14 protein-coding genes and 1 riboswitch are annotated in these 20,165 nt (G+C 68.7%); of the genes, 6 read left to right on the plus strand and 8 right to left on the minus strand.

Translation table 11 applies throughout. The features are described from left to right. From VIM26_RS04355 to VIM26_RS04385, 7 genes are all read right to left on the minus strand, one after another. Positions 1-4,011: a family 43 glycosylhydrolase gene (locus tag VIM26_RS04355; protein WP_331949123.1), complete on the minus strand. Its 4,011-nt coding sequence runs from the start codon at positions 4,009-4,011 to the stop codon at positions 1-3. Positions 4,012-4,147: 136 nt separating this feature from the next. Then, positions 4,148-5,206: a galactofuranose ABC transporter, permease protein YjfF gene (yjfF, locus tag VIM26_RS04360; protein WP_331949124.1), complete on the minus strand. Its 1,059-nt coding sequence runs from the start codon at positions 5,204-5,206 to the stop codon at positions 4,148-4,150. Beyond that, a complete protein-coding gene (locus VIM26_RS04365) occupies positions 5,206-6,240 on the minus strand; it encodes an ABC transporter permease (protein WP_331949125.1) in 1,035 nt (344 codons plus the stop codon). The genes yjfF and VIM26_RS04365 overlap by 1 nt, the downstream gene beginning before the upstream one ends. Beyond that, on the minus strand, positions 6,240-7,739 hold the full coding sequence (locus tag VIM26_RS04370; protein ID WP_331949126.1) for a sugar ABC transporter ATP-binding protein: 1,500 nt from the start codon (positions 7,737-7,739) through the stop codon (positions 6,240-6,242). The genes VIM26_RS04365 and VIM26_RS04370 overlap by 1 nt, the downstream gene beginning before the upstream one ends. Before the next feature lie 145 nt (positions 7,740-7,884). Beyond that, on the minus strand, positions 7,885-8,883 hold the full coding sequence (locus VIM26_RS04375) for an ABC transporter substrate-binding protein (RefSeq protein ID WP_331949127.1): 999 nt from the start codon (positions 8,881-8,883) through the stop codon (positions 7,885-7,887). A 632-nt stretch (positions 8,884-9,515) separates the two neighbouring features. Next, positions 9,516-9,770 carry a hypothetical protein gene (locus VIM26_RS04380; RefSeq protein ID WP_331949128.1) on the minus strand — a complete coding sequence of 85 codons (255 nt, stop codon included), beginning with the start codon at positions 9,768-9,770 and terminating at the stop codon, positions 9,516-9,518. Further along, a complete protein-coding gene (locus VIM26_RS04385; protein ID WP_331949129.1) occupies positions 9,764-10,723 on the minus strand; it encodes an EAL domain-containing protein in 960 nt (319 codons plus the stop codon). The genes VIM26_RS04380 and VIM26_RS04385 overlap by 7 nt, the downstream gene beginning before the upstream one ends. A 535-nt stretch (positions 10,724-11,258) precedes the next feature. After that, positions 11,259-11,333, plus strand: a riboswitch (cyclic di-GMP riboswitch). A 17-nt stretch (positions 11,334-11,350) separates the two neighbouring features. Here VIM26_RS04385 and VIM26_RS04390 point away from each other — a divergent pair. Both VIM26_RS04390 and VIM26_RS04395 read left to right on the plus strand, forming a co-directional pair. Next, positions 11,351-11,743 (plus strand): hypothetical protein, encoded by a 393-nt coding sequence (locus VIM26_RS04390; protein ID WP_331949130.1) that lies wholly within the window; start codon positions 11,351-11,353, stop codon positions 11,741-11,743. A 66-nt stretch (positions 11,744-11,809) separates the two neighbouring features. Continuing rightward, positions 11,810-13,414 (plus strand): signal peptidase I, encoded by a 1,605-nt coding sequence (locus tag VIM26_RS04395; RefSeq protein ID WP_331949131.1) that lies wholly within the window; start codon positions 11,810-11,812, stop codon positions 13,412-13,414. Between the two features lie 33 nt (positions 13,415-13,447). Here VIM26_RS04395 and VIM26_RS04400 read toward each other — a convergent pair whose 3' ends face one another. Beyond that, positions 13,448-14,179, minus strand: coding sequence for an RDD family protein (locus VIM26_RS04400; protein WP_331949132.1), 732 nt, complete (start codon positions 14,177-14,179; stop codon positions 13,448-13,450). Positions 14,180-14,535: 356 nt separating this feature from the next. On the opposite strand from VIM26_RS04400, the gene VIM26_RS04405 reads away from it, so the two are divergent. From VIM26_RS04405 to VIM26_RS04420, 4 genes are all read left to right on the plus strand, one after another. Next, positions 14,536-16,053: a putative bifunctional diguanylate cyclase/phosphodiesterase gene (locus VIM26_RS04405; protein WP_331949133.1), complete on the plus strand. Its 1,518-nt coding sequence runs from the start codon at positions 14,536-14,538 to the stop codon at positions 16,051-16,053. 324 nt (positions 16,054-16,377) lie between these two features. Continuing rightward, positions 16,378-18,663: a nitric-oxide reductase large subunit gene (locus VIM26_RS04410; RefSeq protein WP_331949134.1), complete on the plus strand. Its 2,286-nt coding sequence runs from the start codon at positions 16,378-16,380 to the stop codon at positions 18,661-18,663. Continuing rightward, positions 18,660-19,253: a hypothetical protein gene (locus VIM26_RS04415; RefSeq protein ID WP_331949135.1), complete on the plus strand. Its 594-nt coding sequence runs from the start codon at positions 18,660-18,662 to the stop codon at positions 19,251-19,253. The genes VIM26_RS04410 and VIM26_RS04415 overlap by 4 nt, the downstream gene beginning before the upstream one ends. Next, positions 19,253-20,140 (plus strand): slipin family protein, encoded by an 888-nt coding sequence (locus tag VIM26_RS04420; RefSeq protein WP_331949136.1) that lies wholly within the window; start codon positions 19,253-19,255, stop codon positions 20,138-20,140. Before VIM26_RS04415 ends, VIM26_RS04420 begins: the two co-directional genes overlap by 1 nt. Positions 20,141-20,165 lie beyond the last annotated feature (25 nt).

Here is a 20,165-nt window from a genome sequence, read left to right on the forward strand (position 1 = left end):
CTACGCAAGCGGGCGCGCTGGGACCGAGCTGAGGGTCGGGACGACCTTGCGGATCGAGCCGTCCGGCTCGAAGAAGAGCCGGTCGATCGTCACCTCGCGGTGCGTGCCGTCGCCGTCGGGGATGGCGAATCGGTGGTAGGCGATGTACCACTCGTCGGCCCCCGGGATCTGGATGATCGAGTGATGACCGGTGCCCTTGATGCCCAGCGAGGTGTCCTTGGTCAGGATCTCGCCGCGGTTGGTGAACGGACCGAACGGGCTCGAGCCGGTCGCGTAGCCGACCCGGTAGTTCTCGCTCCCTGTGTCGTCGATCGACCAGCTGAGGTAGTAGGTGCCCGCTCGCTTGTTCATGAACAAGCCCTCCCGGAATCCAGCCAGCCCCGTGAGGGTGCGGACCTTGGCCGGATCGAAGGACACCAGGTCGGCGTTGAGCGGGACGACGTACGCGGACCCGTTACCCCAGTACAGGTAGGTGGTCCCGTCCGTATCCGTGAACACCGCCGGGTCGATCATCTGACCCGGCCTGGAGCCCGCGACGACGAGCGGCGCGCCGCTGTCGACGAACGGCCCCGTCGGGGAGTCGCTCACGGCCACCCCGATGAACGCGTCCGCGCAGTAGTAGAAGTAGTACTTCCCGTCCTTCTCGGTGATCGTCGGCGCCCAGGCTCGTCCGTCCGCCCAGCTCACGTCGGGCCCGAGGTCGAGGATCACACCCTTGTTGGTCCAGGTCACCAGGTCCTTGCTCGACCAGGCGGAGAAGGTCGTGCTCCCCCAGCCGTCGATTCCGTCCGTCGTCGCGTAGATGTAGTACGTGTCGCCGAAGACCGTGATGTTGGGGTCGGCGTTGAACCCGGGCAGCACCGGAGAGCCCATCTCGACCGCCTTGACGGTCCACCGGCGGGTCGCGCCGTCGCGGCCGGTGACGGTATAGGTGACGGGCGCGCTGAGGTCGGCCGTCCGGCCGCTCCGCGGTGAGATCCTCGCGCCGGGCGCGAGCACGAAGACCGGCGCGAGACGGGTCAGGTCGGTGCCCGGAACGACCGGCAGGGTGATCGCACTGGCCGTCGAGTCGATGATCGCCTTGGTCTTGAGCTGCGGCACCGAGACGGAGTGCACGGCGGTCGAGTTTCCGGGCAGCGCGGCGACCTCGCCGGACGCAAGCGCGCGGTTGTAGATCCGCACGTCGCGCATTTTCCCGGTGAAGTACTTGTCGGCCGCGTACAACGAGCGCCCGAGGTAGTTCGCCGTCGTGTGGCCCTCGCCGATCGCGCCCGGGGTGATCGTGACGTCGGCCTTGCGGGCGACCTCGACGCCGTCGGAGTAGAGCACCGCTGTGCCGCCGCCGAGGGTGTACGTCAGGGTTCGCCACCCGCCGCGACCTACCGCCGGGCCGGCGACCGATTGCTCACCGTGCCAGTCGGTCGCACTGATCGTGCTGCGGTACCCGTCCCCCGTCGTGAACAGGTAACCATCCCCCGCACCCGCGGTGGTGTTCCCGAACCCCCAGATCCAGTAGGGCGCCGGTTGGGCCGGGTCGATCCAGACCCGCGCCGACACGGTGATCGCCTTCATGCCGGCCATCAGGTTGTTCGGCAGCAAGACGTGCCCGTTGGTCCCGCCGAAGGTGGCCTGACCGCCCGCGAGAGTGACGTCGCCGATCAGCCTCCCGTCGTAGCCGTGCCCGCTGGAGTCGACCGCCGTCGTGCCGCCCTCCTGGTCCAGCGCGTAGCGCGCGACCAGGCCGTCGTTGTTCGCTTCCTTGGCGGCCGGCGGCGCCTTGAGCCGGTCGAGCTCGGCCTGGGTGACCGGCAGCACGGTGCCGTGCCGCGGGTGGGCCGGCAGCTGGTAGTCGGTCGACATGGTCCATTTGCCGCCGGCGAGATCGGTCGTCTCGAAGGGCACGTAGCCGCGGCCGCCGAACTCGTCGATGAACAGGTACCACTTCTCCTGGGTGTTCGACTTGAAGATCGTCGGCCCCTCCCCCTGGGAGATTCCCGGTTCGGTCGCGGTGGCCTTGCCGATGCAGTCCGAGACGAAGTCCCAGTTCAGGTTGCGCAGCGTGGTGGACTTCTCGGCGGTGATGAATTTGCTGCACGGCGTGGACGACGTGTTGTCCCGCTCGTCCTTGGTGAACCGGTAGAACGTGCCGTCATGCTCGGTGACGGTCGAGTCGATGACCGAGTGGCCGGGGTCCGACCACACCTTCGCCGGGGTGAAGGTGCGGAAGTCGCGCGTCGTGGCGTACATCATCCGGTTGTACGAGTCGCCGGTGTGCGCGGGGTTCGCCTCGTCGTAGAGCTTGGAGGCCCAGAACACGACGTAGGCGCCGATCGACTTGTCGTAGAAGGCCTCCGGCGCCCAGGTGTTCCCGGCGGTGTCCGGGGAGACCTGCACCATGCGCTGGTCCGACCAGGTCACCAGGTCGGTGGACTCCCACACCATGAGTGACTTGCTGCCGGTCCGCTGCGAGGCGTCCCAGCCGTTGCCGCCGTAGATCTTCAGGTCCGTGGCGATCAGGTAGAACTTGTCGCCTTCGGGCGACCGGATGATGAACGGGTCGCGGACACCCTTCTCGCCCAGGCTCGAGGTGAGCACCGGCTTGCCGCCGTTGACCTCGTCCCAGTTCAGCGGGTCGTTGCCGCGGCTGGCCGCGAAGGAGATCTGCTCGCCGTCGGCGGTCCCCTCGCCGGTGAAGTAGGCGAAGGAGTAGCCCCGGAGCGGCTCGACCTTGGGCAGCGGGAGGACGACCGGGTGGAAGAGCCGACTGGCGCGCGCGGAGCCGAGCGTGACCCGGGCCAGCAGGTCCACCCGCTGCGGCTGCTGGCCGAACGCGGGGCGGGTCACCTCGCCCGTCGCGGTGATCACCGACGGCGTGCTCGAGTGCCAGGCGATCGTCGCGCCGTACAGCCCCGTCAGCGGCAGGGTGAGGTTGCCGCGGACGCCGGACTCATCGGCGAGCGCAAGCGCCTTGGCCGCCTGCGCGACCTTGACCTTGTCCGTCAGGTCCTGCAGCACGACCACGGCGAACTCGCGGGTCGCGCTCTCGGTCCCCCGCGCGACGGTCGCGGTCAGCGTGAGGGCCGCGTCGCCGGACCCGGGTGCCGGGCGAGTGACCTGGCCGGTCGCCGAGACCACGGCCGGCGCCGACGTCGACCAGGTGACGGTCGTGCCGTTGCCGCCCGTGACCGGCAGCTTCAGGTCCGCCGTGACGGCCGAGGTGTCCCCGAGGTCGAGGGCGGCGGCGTCGGTCTGCACTCGCTCGAGGTCCGTGACGTACCCAAGAACGCGCACCTCGTCGGCCGTCAGGGCGTGGTCGTAGATCCGGAAGTCACGCATCGAGCCCTTGAAGTAGTTGTCCCCGCTGTACTGCGAGCGCCCGAGGTAGTTGGCCGTCGTCGTCCCGGCGCCGATGGCGCCCGGCGTGATGGTGACGCCCGTGTTGCGGGCGACCTCGACGCCGTCGGAATAGAGCACTGCGGTGCCGCCCGCGAGGGTGTAGGTCAGGTGCCGCCACACCCCCCGGTCGAGGTTGCCGGGTCCGCTGACGGTCTGCTCGGTCGACCAGTTCCCGGTCGCGATCGAGGTGCGGTAGCCGTTGCCGGTCGTGAACAGGTACCCGTCGCCCACGCCGGAAGCGGAGTTGCCCAGTCCGTACAGGAAGTAGGGGGTCTTCTGGTCGACGTCGATCCGCACGTCCAGCGCGATCGTGACCTGGTCCAGCCCGCGCAGCACGTTGTCGGGGAGCGCCGCGTAGCCGTCCGTACCGCCGAACGCCAGTCCCTCGCCCGCCACGAACGCCGCGCCGCCGCGCAGGGTCGCGTCCCGCCCGTTGCCGGAGGAGTCGGTCACGGTCGACCCGGACGCCTGGTCCATCGCGTAGTGCACGACGAGCCCGTCCGCGGCGGCGTCGGCCGCGGCCGCCGCGGCGCCCGAGAGTGGCACGGAGAGGATCGCGGGGGTGAACGCGATCAGCGCGGCGACCGTCGCCGCCGTCCTCCTGGCTGGGGACACTCTAGCAATGCGGGTCACAAGACTCCTTCGGCTGGTGAACACACGGTGCGACGCCCTGGACGACCAGTGGGGCGACAACGTGTCAGACCGAGCGCGCGGTATAGACCGCGCAGCGTCTGACAGGTGAAATAGGGGGTTACTTTGCCGGGCGGCCGCGGATCAGCAGGACGCGCTGCAGGACGACGAAGACCAGCAACAGGGCGCCGATCACGATCTTGGTCCACCACGAGCTGAGGGTGCCCTCGAAGCTGATGATGGTCTGGATCGTGCCGAGCACCAGCACCCCGAGCAGCGAACCGAGCACGAAGCCGGACCCGCCGGTCAGCAGCGTGCCACCGATCACCACCGCCGAGATCGCGTCCAGCTCCATACCGAGCGCGGTGAGCGAGTACCCCGAGAGGCTGTAGAACGCGAACAGCAGCCCGCCGATCGCCGAGCAGAACCCGCTGACCACATACGCGAGCACCTTGGTGCGCGTGACGGGCAGGCCCATCAAGGTCGCCGACTGCTCGTTGCCACCGATCGCGTAGATCGTGCGGCCGAACCGCGTGTAGTGCAGCACGAAGAACCCGATCGCGACGACGACGAGCGCGATCACCACGCCCGGGGAGATGAACGCGTACACCGGCGTCACCCCGTTGAACGACGTACCCGTCCGGTAGATGCGGATGCGCATCTGGCTCATCGTGGTGAAGAACGGGTCGGTGATCGCGATCGCGCTGAGGCTCACCACGTAGCAGAGCCCGCGCGCGAGGAACATCGCCGCGAGCGTCGCGATGAACGGTTGCACCTCGAAGTAATGGATGAACAGCCCGACCAGGAGCCCGAACGTCGCGCCGATCACCAGCACCGCGGCGATCGCGACCGGTGCGGGGAACCCGCTCTTGAGCAGCCGGGCCGCCACGATCGCGGACAGCGCGACGACCGACCCGACCGACAGGTCGATCCCGCCCGTCAGGATGACGAAGGTCATCCCGACGGCGAGGACGATCAGGAACGAGTTGTCGATGAACAGGTTGAAGATCGTCTGACCGGCGAGGAAGCCCGTGTACCGGGTCGATCCGACGACGAACACCACGACCAGCAGCCCGAGCGTCGCGAGCACGGGCGTGTACCGGGGGTCCGGCACGAAGCTCCGGCGCGGGCGGACGCGCGGCGCCGACGTCGGCCGCGAGGTCACCTCCTGCGTGGCCATCAGGCAGCCACCCCCGACGGACTCGGGAGAGCGGCGGGTCGCCGTCGTCGGCGGTGCGGCGCGCGCTGGGAGACCGGCGACTGCAGCAGGCAGACGATGATCACCACGATCGCCTTGAAGACGAGCGAGATCTCCGGCGCGATCCCGACCGAGATCACCGTCGTCGTGAGCGTCTGGATCACGAACGCGCCGACGAGCGTGCCCGCGAGAGAGAACTTGCCCCCCATCAGCGACGTCCCGCCGATGACGACGGCGAGGATCGCGTCGAGCTCGATCCACAGCCCGTTGTTGTTCGCGTCGGCCGCGGTCACGTTCGAGCTGATCATCAGGCCGGCGACGGCGGCGCACAGCGCGCTGAACACGTACACGGTCCAGATGATGCTGCGCGAGCGCACGCCCGCGAGCCGGCTCGCCTCCGGGTTGATGCCGACAGACTCGACCAGCGTGCCGAGCGCCGTGCGCCGGGTGAGGGCAGCCGTGGCGGCGAACATGACCCCGGCGATCAGGATCGCGACCGGCAGCGTGAGCCAGTACCCGGCGCCGATCAGCTTGTACGGCGCGCTGGTGATCGTGATGATCTGCCCACTGGTGATGAGCATCGCGATCCCGCGGCCCGCGGTCATCAGGATGAGGGTCGCGATGATCGGTTGGATGCCGACCACCGAGACGAGGAACCCGTTCCACAGGCCGAACACCAGGCAGACGGCGATCGCGAGGACGACGGCGATCAGCACCGTCGATACGCTGCCCGGGTCCGGCGCCTCGGAGATGAACGTGCACGCGACGGCGCCGGCGATCGCCACGACCGCACCGACCGACAGGTCGATGCCGCGGGTCGCGATCACGAGCGTCATGCCGAGCGCGACGAGCAGGGTCGGCGCGCCATTGCGCAGGATGTCGATCAAGGACCCGTACAGGTGGTCGTCCTGCATCCGGATGGACACGAAGCTCGGCCGCACGATCACATTCACGACGAGCAGCGCGAGCAGGGTCATGACCGGCCAGAACAGCTTGCTGCGGGTGAGCGCGCCCATCAGTCCTGCCCTCCGCTCGCAATGAGTTGCACGATGTCGTCCAGCTGGACGTCGTCGGTGTTGACTACCTCGGCGACCAGGCGCCGGTCCCGAAGGATCGCGATCCGATGGCTCAGGCGGAGCACCTCCTCCAGCTCGGCCGAGATGAACACGACCGACATTCCCCCGGCCGCGAGCTCGGCGACCAGGCGCTGGATCTCGGCCTTGGCGCCCACGTCGATGCCGCGGGTCGGCTCGTCGAGGATGAGCAGCCGCGGCGCGGTGGCGAGCCACCTGGCGAGCAGCACCTTCTGCTGGTTACCGCCGGAGAGGTTTCGCACGAGCGCCTCGGGGTTCGCGGGCCGGATCCCGAGGGCCGTGACGTACCGCGAGACGATCTCGTCCTGCTTGCGCCGCGGCACGCGGCGGACCCATCCGCGCGCCGCCTGGACGCCGAGCACGATGTTCTCACGGACCGTCAGGTCTCCCACCAGGCCCTCGGCCTTGCGGTCCTCGGACGAGAACGCGATCTTGTGCCCGACGGCGGCCCGCGGCGCCCGCAGCCGGGTGGCCGCGCCGTTGATCCGGAGCTGGCCGGAGTCCGCGTGGTCGGCGCCGAACAGCAGCCGCGCCAGCTCGGTGCGTCCCGATCCCAGCAGCCCCGCGAGGCCGACGATCTCGCCGGCGTACACGTCGAGGTCGAACGGCTCGATCGACCCGCGCCGGCCGAGCCCGATCGCGCTCACGAACGGCCGCGTCTCGGCGCGCTCGGCGACCTGCCGCTTGGGTGCCTCCTCGAGCTGTTCGAGGACCTCGAGCGAGGATCCGATCATCTGCGAGACGAGCTCGAGGCGGGGCAGCTGCGCCGTGGGTCGTTCCCCGACGAGCCGGCCGTTGCGCAGCACCGTGATGCGGTCGGAGATCTCGTAGACCTGGTCCAGGAAGTGCGAGACGAACAGGATCGCCGTGCCGTCGTCGCGCAGGGCGCGCATCACGGCGAACAGCTCGCCGACCTCGCGGACGTCCAGGCTCGACGTCGGCTCGTCGAGGATCAGCACGCGGGCGTCGACCTGCACCGCACGCGCGATCGCCACGAGCTGCTGTACGGCGATCGAATGGCTCGCGAGGGTCGACGCCGGGTCGAGGTCGAGGTGGACGCGGGTGAGCACGTCGGACGCCGCCCGGCGCATCGCGCGCCACCCGATCCCGGGTCCACGTCTGGGCTCGCGGCCGAGCATGATGTTCTCCGCGACCGAGAGGTTCGCGCAGAGGTTGACCTCCTGGTAGACCGTGCTGATCCCGGCCGCCTGCGCCTGCGCGGGGCCGGCGAACTGCACCGGTATCCCGTCGACCCTGATCTCGCCCGAGTCGACGGAGTACACCCCCGTGAGTGCCTTGATCAGGGTCGACTTCCCGGCCCCGTTCTCGCCCATGACGGCATGCACCTCACCGGGAAACAGGCGGAAGTCGACGCTCTCGAGCGCTTTGACCCCCGGGAACTCGATAGAGATGCCCGTCATCTCGACGAGTGGATCCGGTGTTGCCATGGAGTTGCGTGTCCTTCATCAATTCGCGCCGGGTCGCCGGCCGAGCCGTCGAGGGGGGTCCGACGGATCGGCCGGCCGCTGGGGTGACCGGTCCTGCGGCGCTAGGCGCCGGCCGCGATCAGTACTTCCGGTCCGGCAGCGCGGCCTTGGCCTGCTCCTGCGTGAACGTCGTCTCCACGGTGACGATCCGGGGTTCGACCTTCTTGCCGGCGAGCACCTTCTTGGCAACATCCATCAGCTGGTCCCCGAGCAGCGGGCTGCACTCGACGATGTAGTTGATCTTGCCCTCCGACAGTGCCGTCATGCCATCCTTGACCGCGTCGATCGTGACGATCTTGATGTCCTTGCCCGGCACCTTGCCGGCCGCCTCGATCGCTTCGATCGCGCCGAGACCCATGTCGTCGTTGTGCGCGAAGACGAGGTCGATCTTCGGGTTGGACTTGAGGAACGCCTCCATGACCTGCTTGCCGCCGGCGCGCGTGAAGTCGCCGGTCTGGGACGCGATGATCTTGATGTTCGGCTTCGCGGCGATCTGCTGGGCGAAACCCGCCTTGCGGTCGATCGCCGGCGCCGCGCCCGTGGTGCCCTGAATCTCCACGACGTTGGTCGGCTTGTCACCGAACTCCTTGACCGCCCAGTCGCCGGCCTTCTGGCCCTCCTTGACGAAGTCCGAGCCGAGGAACGTCACGTACAGCGACGTGTCCTTCGAGTCGACCGCGCGGTCGGTCAGGACGACCGGGATGCCGGCGTCCTTTGCCTCCTTCAGGACGGTGTCCCACCCGGTCTCGACGACCGGCGAGAAGGCGATGACGTCGACCTTCTGCTGGATGTAGGAGCGGATCGCCTTGATCTGGTTCTCCTGCTTCTGCTGCGCATCGGAGAACTTGAGCGTGACGCCGGCCTTTTTGGCAGCAGCCTGGATCGACTTGGTGTTCGCAGTGCGCCAGCCGCTCTCGGCGCCCACCTGCGCGAAGCCCATGACGATCTTGCTGTCGCCTCCGCCGGTCGACCCACCGCCGCCGGTCCCAGATCCCGCACTGCACGCGGCGAGGGCCAGCGCGAGGGCGCCGACGATCCCCGCCGTGAGAGCTTGAGTGACGAAATTCCTGCGAGCCATGCTTCTCCTCCTTGAGATGCATCCCCTTCGAGCGCCAGCCAGGGCGACTCGAGTCCCGATCGCGGCGGTGCCAGGATCGACCAGCGGATCAGCGCACGTGAGCGTGAACCCGTTGGTCGTGATGTTAGCGCTCACATGTGAGGCAATCGCACCAGTTCCCGGTCACGAGTTGATAACGGGTCGGCCGGTCCCGATGAGCCCGCGGGCCGTCGATACCCTGGTCCTCTCGAACGAGCCGTCGCTGCCCGAGCGAGGAGGCACGTATGACCGGCACCGGCGGAGCGACCTCCGCGGAGAACCTCGCGCCGGCCTGCAGGCGCGACCATCTACTCAAGACCCACGCGGGCTGGCAGTACGACCGCCCCGACAACGGCACCTGGACGACCCCGACCGGGCACCGGAGCCCGAACAGGACGGCGAACCCAAACCGACCTCAAAGCCGGACCGGAAACCGGAAGCGGACAACCCTCCGCCGTTCTGAACCTGGACCGTGACCGCACGCTGCGGGCTCATATGTCTCAAGGTCGCCGACCGCATGACCACAATCTCATTCGTGCCGGAGCCGCAACGAGCTGACAACGACCGCGCCGAGGCCGTCTCGCCGGCCTGCGGACGCAGGAAAGTCTGAGCGATCATTGCCGTGCCAACCGGCCGCGCCAGCTCCGGTGCTTCTGCTCGACCACATCGTCGCCGGCCCCGATCACCGGCCGCGGTTCGAATTTGTGCGCCGACAGTGCGAGGTTGTCGGCTCCCGCTCGTGGCACCCGCCGGATCAGGTGATGGGCGATCGCGTGCACCACGGCCGCGTCCTGCGTGATGGCGACGTCGTAGAGCCCGTCGGGCAGCCCGCGAGCGAAGACGGCAACAGGCGCCTGGTCACTCAGCACGATGAGGAGCCGCTCGTTGTTGAGCGGGTCCTCCGGACGGATGCGGACCCCCGCACGCCGGGCGCGGGCTCGTCGGGCATCCGGGCACCGAAGATCGCGCAGAGCAGATGGGTGTGCGTGACGCCGAGATTCTTGGACATGCCGTCACTGAGCTGACCACCACGGCCCGCGCTGGCGATGATCACCGGCCACGCGTCGGCCGAGCGGGGAGCGCTGGCGATCAAGCTGATCAGCTCGTCCATCAGCTTCTCGTCCATCCGCGGCAACGGCTGGTCCTCGAACAGCTGGAAGGGGGAGTCTATGTGCAGGCTCGTTTCGGCCATTCGGATCTGGCGCACAAGCGTTCGCGGTGCGTGATAGCTCTCCAGCGGCCCCGGCGCACCCAGGTGGTAACCCTGGCCGTAGACGGCTCCGAGCGCGCGTGCCCACCGGGCATCCTCTTCACTCTCGATACCCTCGACCAGCAGTGCGGCACCCGTCGTCTCGACGTGCCGCAGCACGCTCGTGATGACCGCCGCGGCACGCTCCGTGCTCGCCTCCTTCAAGGCCCGCCGGTCGAGCTTCACGACGTCGGCGTCGATGAGCGGGAGCATGGCGAGGGGCGCGCGGCCGGTCCCGATGTCGTCGATGGCCACGCCCCAGCCCATCTCCCGCGCCCGGACCACCGCGGCCAGGACACCCGCCGGGTCATCCGCGAGCGCCCGGTCGTTGACGTCCACGAACACCCTCAGGAGGGACTCGGCCTTCGCGACAAGGTGCGCGAGGTCGGGTGGGCACTCCTCCGCCAGGGCCTCTGGCTCGATGTTGATGAAGAGAGTCATCGAGGGCGGGACCCGGCCGTCGAGAAAGGCCTTGAAGGCTGCCGTGCGACACACCCAGTCGAGCTCACCCACCCGCCCGGCCCGGCGAGCGACATCGAACAGCACGAGCGGCGAGGCAAACGGTGACGACACAGGCCCCCCGCGCGAGCGCTTCGAGTGCCACGATCTCCCCGGAATTCAGGTCGACCACCGGTTGGCAGAGCGCTCTGACCTCACGCCGGTCGAGCAGGGCCCCGAACTCGCGGAGCAGGGCCGCCTCGTCGGCGGGTTCCGAATCGCTGTCACGTCCGGGCGAGGAACTACCGACCGGCATCACACCGCACGTCTCTCACAGGTCTCGGCAGCTGCGTCCGTGTTCCGCAGGGAAGGGCTCCAAGAGGGAGTCGTGGCCGAGCGGGGAGCCCCTGGACGGGTCCTGAGCGCTGATCGGCCCCTCCCGGTAAATCCAGAGCAATTCGGGCAAAATTCGATCTCGCTCAGGGACGTGGCACCGGGAAGGGGCCGGCGCGCGATCGACACGTTCGGCGGCACGCTCGCGCTCGAGGTGTATCAGATGGCCCAGTCGAGCGCCCTTTGCGTTCGTCCGATCGTGGGAATCCGCCGATGACGCCTCAAATCCCTCAGTTATCGACGTACCCGCCGAAGTTCTTCATTAGCGAGCGTCCGCTCGTCGACAAGGCGACCCACCGCGAGGTGGGACCGCTAAGCCACGGAGCCACGGATGGCCAGCCGAGCTACCGAACGGGGAGAGACCAGCTCATGCGCAATTCACGGAAGATCGCCAGCATCGTTGCCATCGCCGGTCTCGTCGCCCTCGGCGGCTCGGCGGTCACCGCTGCAAGCACCATCGACGACCCCAGCCAGTTCGTCGGTGCCACCTACCAGACGATCTCCGGGATCCACGTGAGCTCCGTGGCGTACACCACCAACATGACCACCGACATCACGTCGGTGGTGACCTTCAACGTCGTCGAGGTCCTCGAGGCCACGGACGTCATCACGGCGACAATCACCGGGCTCGACACCGGCAATTCCGCGGGCACCTCTGCCGTCGCCTGCGTCCACACGACCGCCAGCAGCCTCACGTGCACCTTCCCAGGTGGCGGCGCCGCGCTCCACGACGTGACACGACTCGACATCGTCGCCAGCTGACACACCCTATGAGGTAGGCCCGGTCGGTCTTCGGACCGGCCGGGCGTACCCGGGATCGGATTATCAATGAGAGCCTCCGGCAGAGCCCGGGCAATCATCTCGGCACTGCTGGCCATAGGACTGTGGCTGGCAATCGCTCCTGCGTCCTTGGGCGGCCAGCTCTCGTACGTGATCACCCACGGCAACAGCATGGAACCGCGGTTCAGGTCCGGTGACCTCGCGATCGTGCACCCGAGCAGCACGTACGACGTCGGCGAGATCGTCGCCTATCAGAGCAACACGCTGAAGAGACTGGTCATGCACCGCATCGTCGATCGGGACGGTGCGGCATTTGTGTTCAAGGGCGACAACAACAACTTCCTCGATCCCGAGCACCCCGGCCAGGACCGGCTCCTCGGCCGACTGGTGGTCCACATCCCCCGCGGTGGCATCTGGCTGGAACGGTTGACCAGCCCGGTCGCGGTCGCCGTGATGCTGATCGTGGTGCTGGTGGGTGGCGGCAACGCGGTGCAGTCCCGCCGCCACGCACGCAGGAAACATGCCATGAGCGGCCGCAAGGCGCCCCGCATCCCACGAGCGTCACCGTTCGGCAGCGCACCGAGGCCGCTGCGAGCGGCCGGCGCGATCATCGCCAGCACCGGGCTCCTCGGCATCGGGCTGGGCGCCTTCGCCTTCGCCACGCCGACGCACCTGCAGACCGCGACCGAGGCGCCGGCGACCGGCCGTATCACCTTCTCCTACCGCACCGCCGTCGCGCTGACCGCCGCGTACGACGGCACCACCGTCACCTCGCCCGACCCGATCTTTCGCTCGGTGGCCGACACCGTGGACGTCACGGCCGACTACCGCGGGGGCTCGGGCCGCTTCAGCGTGAGCGCGGAGCTGTCCAACGGCAGCGGCTGGCACACCACCGTCCCGTTGGTGAAGACGCTCGCCTTCACCGGCGGTCGCTTCACGACGACGGTGCGCCTCAACCTGACGGATCTCGAAGCACGCGGCGAGGCTGCGGCACGAGCCACCGGGGTGCCCGCCGGACCGCTCGCGGTCGCCGTCGTGCCGGCGGTGCACGCCGCGGGCGAGGCACCGTTCGCGCCCGCCCTGAGGCTGACCCTCTCCGCGGACCAGCTCGTGCTCGACCCGGGACAGTCGTTGACGATGAAGGACTCGGCGACTGTCGAACGCACCAAGAGCCAGCCGCGGACCCTCGACTTCGCGGGACGCGAGATGGTGGTCTCGACCGCACGGGACATGTCCACGGTCCTGACGGGCGGCTCGATCTTCCTGGCGGCTCTGCTTCTGCTCGTGATTCGCGGCGTCTCCCCGACGAGCGAAGGCGTCGCGATCCAGCGCCGGTACGGTCCGCTGCTGATCGAGGTGGAGCCCATGCCGACGCCGGCGCACCGCCCGGTGGTCGACGTCACCGAGTTCGCGACCCTGGCGCGACTCGCCGAACGCTATGGGCTGCTCGTCCTGCACTGGACCCGCAGCCGCATCGAGACGTACCTGGTGCAGGACGAGGGCACGACCTACCGGTACCGCACCATCACCGCGCACCCGGTCGAGGCAGTGATCCCCTCGCCGCGCTCCCCCAGCGATCCCGCCACGACGGAGTTGATCGTGCCGTCGATCGTTCCGGCGGCGGCGTCGACCCTGCCCCCTGAGTCGGAGTAGACGCCCCGCGTCGGAGTGGACACCCCGCGGCCCTCAGTCGCGCACGACGAGGGTCGAGCAGATCTTGTCGGCGAACGTCTGGCGCTGCGTGTCCCACAGCGGCCAGAGGAAGCCGACGTACAGGACCATGTCGAGCACGTGGGCGACGTCGCGGAACAGGGCCATCCGCACACCGATCGGCTGCCCGGTCGCCGCCGAGACCAGCCGGAGCTTGGTCGCGCGCTTGCCGAGGGACTGACCCGAACCGCCCTGACGGACGCCGCGATTCCAGATCCACATCGCGAGCCACACCAGGAGGCCGAAGAACCGCACGAGGTTCCCCACGGGCGTCAGATGGAAAGCTAGGTGGCCGTTCGGATCGACGCCCCGGGTCGCGGTCACGAGGGCGATGACGACGCAGAGCAGGTAGCCACCGGCATTCGCCAGCCGGTCGATGATGAGCGCCCCGACCCGAACCCCCCAGGGTGCGAGCGCGGGCGGGAATCCGCCGTACTGGCCTCCCGGGTAGCCACCCTGGACGCTCGTCGGCGGGGGGTACCCGGGCAGGGAGTACTGCGGGGTGCTGCTCGCTGCGGAGTACGCCCCCGCCTGGAGATACGGCGGAGCCTGGCCGCGGGTCGGCACCGCGCCGTGGGTCGCAGGCTGGAACTGGGCGCCCTGCCGGTACGGATCCTCGAGGGCGAGCTCCGGCGGCAGCTCCTGCGGAGTGAACGTCTTCGGCGGACCATAGGGCTGCACAGACAGCGGCTCGGAGTCGGTGGTCATTCGTTTCCCCTACTGGGCGTTGCGCGGGAGTTTCGGCGATTGCCGTCGAGTATGCGCACGGACCACCGGACTCCCGCAGGAATCCGGCATCTCCGCCCTCACCTATCATCCGTTCAGTCGTCCGCAAACGGGGCCGAACCGGGCACCAGAATGGTCCAGGAGTCCGCGGATAATCCGGCCCACCTGCACGTATACGCCAATTGGGTGGCATTGATCCGGGTTTCTCAAATTCCGGCCGACCCTCTCGATGAGGTAACTGAAGAGAGCCTGCACGGCCCGAACAGTTGGGATGGCATGGAAAAGCTCTGCGAGGGCCCGGACATCGACACACGTGCGGTCGCGGATGGGCGCGCTCGATGAGCTCGGCCTCCGAGCTGCACACCACCCTGGCCCACCAGCTCCGCCGGATGGACCTCACGCCCGACGTCGTCCCGTCCGGCGCGGCGTGGCCCGCGCTCCTCGCGACCATCAGCTCCACGTACGCCAAGACAGAGCGCGACCGCTCCACCCTCGAACGTTCCATCGACGTGTCCTCGCGCGAGATGCGCGTGATGCACGAGGAGCTGAGCCGACAGGCGCTGCAGGATGCGCTGACCGGGCTGCCCAACCGCGCCGCGATGTTCCAGCACCTCGAGCGGTCGCTCGGGGAGTGCACCCGGGCCGGGCACGGCCTCGCCGTCCTGTTCATCGATCTGGACGGTTTCAAGCAGGTCAACGACAGCCTTGGGCACGCCGCCGGCGACGAGCTCCTGGTCCGCGCCAGCGAGCGCATCCGCGCCTGCATCCGCCCCGACGACGTCGTCGCGCGGCTGGGTGGCGACGAGTTCGTCGTGGTGTGCACCCGGGTGCTGGACCGGACCACCGCTCCGGTGATCGCGTCCCGGATCGGCCGGCAGCTCGAGACGGCCTTTCGGATCGGGGAGCAGGACGCCGTCGTCAGCGCGAGCATCGGCATCGCCGTGACGACCGACGGCATGACGAGCGGGGACACCCTGCTGCGGCACGCCGACCTCGCCATGTACGCGGCGAAGATAGCCGGCAAGTCCCGCTCGATGATCTTCGACGAGTCGATGCAGCACGAGGTGAACACCAAGCTCTCCGTGCGCAGCGCCCTGGGGCAGGCCGTCGCACGCCGCGAGCTGCACCTGCACTATCAGCCGATCACCTCGCTGGTCGACGAGCAGATGATCGGCGTCGAGGCGCTGGTCCGCTGGGAACGGCCCGGCCACGGGGTGCTGCTGCCGGACGAGTTCATCCCGATCGCCGAGGAGAACTCGCTCGTCTCCGCCGTGGACTGCTGGGTGCTGACCGAAGCATGCCGACAGGGCGCCGACTGGTGCGCGCTGGGGTACTCGCTCGCGGTCAACCTGTCCGCGCGCACGCTCGAGACCGACCAGGTGGTGCACACGCTGAGCCAGGCGCTGCACCAGTCGGGGATCGCGGCGCGCCGGCTCACCCTGGAGATCACCGAGACCACGCTCCTGAGCGGGTCGGGGACCGCGAGGCGCAACCTCGACCGGATGCGCGACCTGGGCGTGCGGCTGTCGATCGACGACTTCGGCACCGGGTACTCCTCGCTCTCCCAGCTGCAGCGGACCAAGGTCGACGTGCTGAAGATCGACCGGACCTTCGTCTCGGCGATGGACGAGGACGAGTCCTCCGCGTCGATCGTCAAGGCGATCGTCGCGATGGGCCACGCGCTGGGACTCGTCGTCGTCGCCGAGGGCGTCGAGCGTGCGAGCCAGGCCACGCTCCTGCGCACGCAGGGCTGTGACGCCGCCCAGGGCTGGCTCTTCGGCCGCCCTCTCCCGGCGGCCGAGATCGACACGCTCGTACGTGTGGTGCCGACGCTTTCTGCAAGCGCTGCGGGTTAGCCTCTCTGCAGTGCTGACGGCCACAACGGCGTAGGACCGATCAGACGCCGACGTCGACCCGTCGTCGGGCATGCACACGGCTGTGAGCAGGGGTGATGGCACCTCCCTGCGCCCAGACCGCGCCGACGCCCAGAGCGAGCGGACGAGCTGCCTACAGACCGCGAATGTAGTTTTTCCTGAAAGTGTAGTAAAAACAACACACGGCTCGACACGGCCACTGCACCAGACCTGTCAGGAGACTCCGATGTTGCTCGACACCCAGCCCTCCACCTCACCCCCGAGGCGTCCGTGAACCCCTCGGTAGCGCCGACCGTCCGGCGCCCGATGATGGTTTCCCGCACGTGGGTGCAGGCGATCGCGCTGATGATGCTCTTCGGCTTCGCAATCCTCGGCTTCCTGGCCTACCGCACCTACAACTCTGAGCCCCCGGTCCCCAAGACCATCGTCGCAACGGACGGCAAGGTCCTGTTCACGGGCAAGGACGTCATCGAGGGCCAGAAGGCGTTCCTCAAGGAGGGCCTGATGGAGTACGGCTCGATCTTCGGGCACGGTGCCTACCTCGGGCCCGACTTCACGGCCGACTACCTGCACCGCTCCGCACTGATCGTGACGCGTGAGGCAGGCGGCACGTCCGACAACGTGAAGCAGCAGGTGATCGACGACTTCAAGACGAACCGGTACGACACGGCGACCAAGACGCTCACCTTCACGGCCGGGCAGGCCGTGGCGTACCAGGAGCTCCTCGGGTATTACGCGACCGACCTCGGGCCGGACTCGCACGCCAAGGGCCTGCGCCCGGACGCCATCACCGACAAGACCGAGATCCGGCAGCTCACGTCGTTCTTCGCCTGGACGTCCTGGGCGGCCTCGACGGACCGCCCGCACAAGAACTACAGCTACACGAACTCCTGGCCCGCGGAGCCGCTGGTCGGCAACGTGGCCCCGGCCAACGTCATGGTGTGGAGCGTGCTCTCCCTGATCTCCCTGCTCGCCGGCATCGGCGCGCTGTTCGCGGCCTTCGGCCGCTGGGGCGACCGACTGGGCTGGAAGGGCCGCCAGGCCGACTCGATCTCCTTCCGCGAGCCGGGAGACGTGCTGCTCACGCCCGCACAGCGGGCCTGCGCCTGGTTCTTCCTCGTCGTCGGCCTGTTGTTCCTCATCCAGGCCACGGTCGGCGCGGCGGCCGAGCACTACCGCGCGGACGCGTCGAGCTTCTTCGGCTTCGACCTCGCGCACTGGCTGCCGTACAACCTGGTGCGCACCTGGCACGTGCAGCTGTCGATCTTCTGGACAGCGACGTCGTTCCTTGCGGCCGGCATCTTCCTCGTCCCGATCATCGCCGGACGCGAACCGAAGCGGCAGCACTGGCTCGCGTACAGCCTGCTGGGCGCCCTCGCGGTCGTCGTGTTCGGCTCCATGGCCGGGGAGGCGCTGGACATCCACCACCTGCTCCCCGCGACGTTCCACCTGTTCGGGATGCAGGGCTGGGAGTACCTCGACCTCGGCCGATTCTGGCAGGTCCTGCTCACCGTGGGCCTGGCCATCTGGGTGTTCATCCTGTGGCGCGGACTGCGTTCGCGCCTGAAGACCGAGTCGCGCGGGAACATGCCGTGGATGTTCTTCTTCACCGCGCTGTCCATCCCGGCGTTCTACGCGGTCGGGCTGCTGACCAACGCAGAGTCGACCTTCACGACGGCCGACTTCTGGCGGTTCATGGTCGTGCACCTGTGGGTCGAGGACTTCCTGGAGATCTTCACCACGGTCCTCGTGGCGTACATCTTCGTGATGCTCGGCGTCGTGCGCGAGAAGGTCGCGCTGACGATGATCCTGCTGGACATCCTGCTGTACTCGGCCGGCGGAATCGTCGGCACGATGCACCACCTGTACTTCTCCGGCAGCGCGGCGGAGAGCATGGCGCTGGGTGCGGTCTTCTCGGCCCTCGAGGTGATCCCGTTGACGTTCCTGACGGTCGAGGCGTGGTCCTTCCTGCAACTTGGGGCCCGCCAGGAGTCCAAGTCCTCGACACCGTTCCCGCACCGCTGGGCGGTCATGTTCCTGGTCGCCGTCGGCTTCTGGAACTTCCTGGGCGCGGGGATCTTCGGGTTCCTGGTCAACCTGCCGATCGTGTCGTACTACGAGATCGGCACAGCGCTCACGGCCAACCACGCGCACGCCGCGATGATGGGCGTGTACGGGATGCTCGCGATGGGGCTGGCGCTGTTCTGCCTGCGGTACCTCATCCCGGCCGATCGCTGGCCGGAGAAGGTCGCGAAGTTCTCGTTCTGGTGCGTCAACCTCGGTCTCGCCTGGATGTCGTTCGCGACGCTCCTCCCGCTCGGCATCCTGCAGCTGTTCGAATCTGTCGACAAGGGCTACTTCGCCGCCCGGCAGATGGAGTTCATCACCAACCCGACCAACAACATCTTCGAGTGGATGCGGCTGCCCGGTGACGTGACCCTCCTCGCCGGGTGCGCGGCGTTCCTGTGGATCTGCTGGCTCGGGGTCCGCTACCGCGTCAAGGGCTCGGTGGAAGAGCTGCGGGACCAGACGCTGTTCACCGAGATCGTCCTCGCGAAGGTCGGCGCCGGGGCGGGTGACGACGAGTCGTGATCCTGCCTCCGGAGGTCCTCATCGTCGGGGTGTACGCCCTCGTGCTGCTCGGCGTGTCCGGCGCGCTCGACCTGGCAGCGCAGCACGCCCAGAAACGGGCCGAGACGTTCCGCACTGCGGGATTTCAGTACCACCCGCAGCACGACGCGTGGAGCTGCTCGCAGGACGAGATGCTCTGGCCCATGGAGTACGACGAGGACCTCCGGTTGGTTCGATACCGCGCCAAGGCGTCGGTGTGCAACGGCTGCCCGGTCAAGCAGAACTGCACGGACTCCGAGACCGGGCGGGAGGTCACCCGCCCGATCGCGCCGTGGCCGCACTCCGAGGCCGGGCGGTTCCACCGCGGCCTGTCGCTGTCGCTCGTCGTCATCGCGGGCGTGATGATCCTGCTCACGGTTGCCCGCAACCTGGAGCCGTGGTCGGCGGTGCTCGCGGTGCCGCTGGCGCTCGTCGTCCTGCTCGGGCTGCGCTTCAGCGCGCACTTCCGCGCGACACCATCGAACTTCCCGGCTCCGACGCCGTCGACCGGGCTGCGGGTGACGCAAACTTCGCGCACCCGCTGGGGATCTGACGCACGGAGGACGGACTGATGAAGATCGCGCTACTGCTGGTTGCCGCCCTGCTGCTGCTCGGCCTCTCCACCAACACCCGGGTGCTCCGCGAGTACCAGCGCGGAGTGCTGTTCCGGCTCGGGCGGCTGCGGCCGCTGGCCGGGCCCGGGGTGGTGTTCCTGATCCCGTTCGTCGACCGGATGGTGCGCGTCGACCAGCGGATCGTGACCCTGACCATCCCGCCGCAGGAGGTCATCACGCGCGACAACGTGCCGGCCCGGGTCAACGCCGTCGCGTACTTCCGGGTCACCGACCCGGCGCTCGCGATCACGGAGGTGGAGGCCTACGCGGTCGCCACCTCCCAGATCGCGCAGACCACGCTGCGCTCCGTGCTGGGCCGCGCCGACCTCGACGACCTGCTCAGCGAGCGCGAGCAGCTCAACGAGAGCCTGCAGCGCATCATCGACGAGCAGACCGAGCCCTGGGGCATCAAGGTCACGGTCGTGGAGATCAAGGACGTCGAGATCCCCGAGGCGATGCAGCGGGCGATGGCGCGCCAGGCCGAGGCCGAGCGCGAACGGCGCGCGAAGATCATCAACGCCGAGGGCGAGTTCCAGGCCGCGCAGAAGGTGTTCGAGGCCGCGGAGATCCTCAGCGGGAACCCCGCCGCGCTGCAGCTGCGCTATTTGCAGACCCTGCTCGAGCTCGGCGGCGAGAAGTCCACGATCGTGTTCCCGCTGCCGCTCGACCTGATCGCGCCGTTCCTGGGGGCGGGATCGAAGGCCGACGGTGCGGGGACGGCCGCCGGGACGCCCGGGACGCCCGCGGCGGCCGGGAGCGCCGCGAGCGCCGGGCTCGACCTGGCGAACGTCGGTGACGCCGTGCGCCGCGTCGTCGACGGGGCCAAGGTGAACGGACAGCGGTAGCACGGCAGTTGAGCCGCCCGACGGT

This window comes from Pengzhenrongella sp. (assembly GCF_036565025.1).
Taxonomy (GTDB): domain Bacteria; phylum Actinomycetota; class Actinomycetes; order Actinomycetales; family Cellulomonadaceae; genus Pengzhenrongella.